General features: G+C 62.6%; 3 protein-coding genes. All 3 read right to left on the bottom strand.

Translation table 11 applies throughout. The features are described from left to right. Positions 1-11: 11 nt before the first annotated feature. From GSP01_RS14440 to GSP01_RS14430, 3 genes are read right to left on the bottom strand one after another with little or no spacing between them, the layout of a single operon-like run. Positions 12-1,568 (bottom strand): efflux transporter outer membrane subunit, encoded by a 1,557-nt coding sequence (locus GSP01_RS14440; protein WP_141354652.1) that lies wholly within the window; start codon positions 1,566-1,568, stop codon positions 12-14. A gap of 1 nt (position 1,569) precedes the next feature. Next, positions 1,570-2,481 carry a biotin/lipoyl-binding protein gene (locus tag GSP01_RS14435; protein WP_141354650.1) on the bottom strand — a complete coding sequence of 304 codons (912 nt, stop codon included), beginning with the start codon at positions 2,479-2,481 and terminating at the stop codon, positions 1,570-1,572. Positions 2,482-2,493: 12 nt separating this feature from the next. Beyond that, the gene (locus GSP01_RS14430) at positions 2,494-2,688 is read right to left on the bottom strand and encodes a DUF1656 domain-containing protein (protein WP_062499659.1); all 195 of its coding nucleotides are present in this window, start codon (positions 2,686-2,688) and stop codon (positions 2,494-2,496) included. Positions 2,689-2,786: the final 98 nt, after the last annotated feature.

The raw sequence follows: 2,786 nt of genomic DNA, 5'->3' as shown, positions 1-2,786 counted from the left end.
GCGCTTTTACGTTATCTGGTGAATGCTCTGACGAAGGCGTTTTGCTGTTTGACTTCGACAGGGAGTCTTGTGTCGGTGAGGGCTTTGCCCTGCCATCCGGCGCCGAGTGCGATGTACAGCGCGACTGCGTTTCGGACGCGGGCGAGACGGCCGACGACGGCCTGATCCTGTGCGGACAGGGCGGTCTGTTCGGTCGTCAGTACGTTCAGGTATCCGGTCAGACCGGCCTTAAACAGCTTCTGGGCGCGGTCGCGGGCCAGACCAGCATCGACGGAGGCCTGGTTCAGTTCTTCGACCAGCTCGGCATTATGTCGCCAGTCGCCCATCGCGTCCTCGACATCCGCAAACGCCTTGAGAACCGTCTTGCGATAGTTCAGACGGCTGCCCTCGGCCTCGGCGCGGGCCTGCGCAATGGCGGCGGTGTAGCGGCCGCCATGAATGACTGGCAGCGTTGCCATCATCATGAAGCTCCACGCCATGCCACCCGCCTGAAACGCCTGATAGGCGGCCGACGCGTTCGGGTTGAAGGTCAGCGGGATCATGAATTTCGGATAGAGGTTCGACACCGCAATGCCCACGCGCGCCGTATCGGCGGCGTATTCGGCCTCGGCCACGCGGATGTCGGGCCGGTTGGCGAGCACGATCGAGGGCAGGCTGTCGGGGAAGCGCGGCAGATCGGGGATCGGACGGCGCTTTTCCAGCTCTTCCTCAAGCTGCCCCGGCATGTCGCCGACGAGAATGGCGATGGCGTGCATCAGCCGCTCTTCCTGCTCATGCAACGGGGCCAGACGGGCGCGTTCGAGATGTTCTTCAGTCTGGGCCTGCGCCACGGCCAGCGTGTTGCCCAGACCATGCGTGTAGAGCTTCTCGGTCAGTTCGCGTGAGCGTCTGGCCACGTCGATGGCGCGTTCGGTAACGCCCAGACGCTCCTGTACCGAGCGCAACGTCACGTAATCCGTCGCCATTTCGGCCAGCAGCGCCAGCAGCACGCCGCGCCGGTTCTCGATCGATTCCTCGACGATCCGCTTGCGCTCTTCCACCTGCCGGGAAATATGCCCGAACAGATCGACTTCCCAGCTCGCCCGCGCGCCATAGGTCAGAACCGAGGCGTCCGGGCGGTTGGCCGGATTGCCCGGGCGGATAGGCCAGTTGTCGACATTGATGGAATAGCGATCATCGCCACCACCCATTGCCGCATCCAACTGAGGATACCAGGCTGACTGGGCCTGACGGCGAACAGCGCGCTCGGCGACGATGTGCTGCGATGCGATCTGCAGGTCATAATTGCCCTTGATCGCCTGCTCCACCAGTTCGTTGAGCATGGGGTCGTGGAACTGCGACCACCAGTCCTTCATGTCGGCAGCCGACTGCGCCAGCGCATCGGCGGTGGCAGGATGAGGCTGCTCGACAAAGGCATCGGGCACCTTGATCCGGTCCGGCTTGAAGTTCGGCCCCACCGTGCACGCCGTCAGTGACAGGCAGGTGCTCAGGGCGAGAGCCACGCTGCGAAGGGCTACGGCCCTGGTGAAAGGCCGCGCGAGCGATCGGGAAAGGGGGATGCGTGACATGTCAGAGGTGGTTCTGCAGCCAGGTGGTCAGACGTCCGCGCGCACCCGGCGTCTCACGCCCGATCGTCACGGTGGCCGTCATGCCAGCCGCCAGCGTAATGTCCGGCGGCACGTTATCGAACTCCAGACGCACCGGAATACGCTGCGCCAGGCGCACCCAGGTGAAGATCGGGTTGACGTCCGGCAGGCCCAGCTTGTCGGACACGCCGTTCTGGTCATTGATGCCGCGGCCGATGCTGACGACATGCGCCATAAGGATCTGTTTGTAGCCCATCAGCTTGATCCGGGCCTCATCACCCACACGCACGCCGTGCATCTTGGTTTCTTCGAAATAGCCGTTGATCCAGAAGCTGTGCGCATCGATCACCGCCAGCCCCGACACACCGGCATGGGCATAGTCACCCACCCGCAGGTTGAGGTTGGTGATGTAGCCATCCACCGGTGAATAAACCGTCGAGCGCTGGAGGTTCAGCAGCGCGGTGTTCAGTTCGGCCTTGGCCGCGTTGACCTTGGCGCGCTGGGTTTCAACATTGGAGTTGAAGTCTTCCTGCTCTTCCGCCGAGACGATGCCACCCAGCCCCATGCGACGTTTGGCGTCGGACGTGCGGAGCTTCAGGTCTTCCTCGGCACCCGCCACCCGGGCGCGGGCGGCGTCTATGTCGAGGCGGAAGCGTACCGGATCAAGCACGAAAAGCGGATCGCCCTTGTGGACGAACTGGTTGTCCACGACCGGCACGGCCACAACCGTACCCGAAACTTCAGGCGCGGCATCCACGACGTAAACACGCACGCGGCCGTCACGGGTCCAGGGAGCGAGGACATAGATGTCCCACATCGTCCGCCCCAGGCCGATGGCCAGCGCCAGGACGATCAGGGTCAGCAGGACACGGATCACACTACGGGTCCAGTTCATCGCTGACCCTCCCTAGACGTAAAGGATGAGCAGACAGAGAACACAGACATAAAGCGCTATTTCAAAGAGAGCGACGTGCCAGAACCATCCGAGCGCACCAGTGCGCCACAGGATGCTTCGAAGCAGTAACGTCACAAAGACCGCCGCTACGGCGTAAATGGAAAGCGGTGCAACGAAAACGCCAAACAGGTTAACTTCAGCCAGCATCAGGTACCGACCCCACCGTCAACCACCAGACCGTCACCCGCCTGACTGTAAGACAATTCGTACACAACGCTCCTCGCTCAGCAACATCAACTCCCTTC

This window comes from Gluconobacter sphaericus NBRC 12467 (assembly GCF_006539125.1).
Taxonomy (GTDB): domain Bacteria; phylum Pseudomonadota; class Alphaproteobacteria; order Acetobacterales; family Acetobacteraceae; genus Gluconobacter; species Gluconobacter sphaericus.
This window is presented reverse-complemented; position numbering and strand designations above follow the sequence as displayed.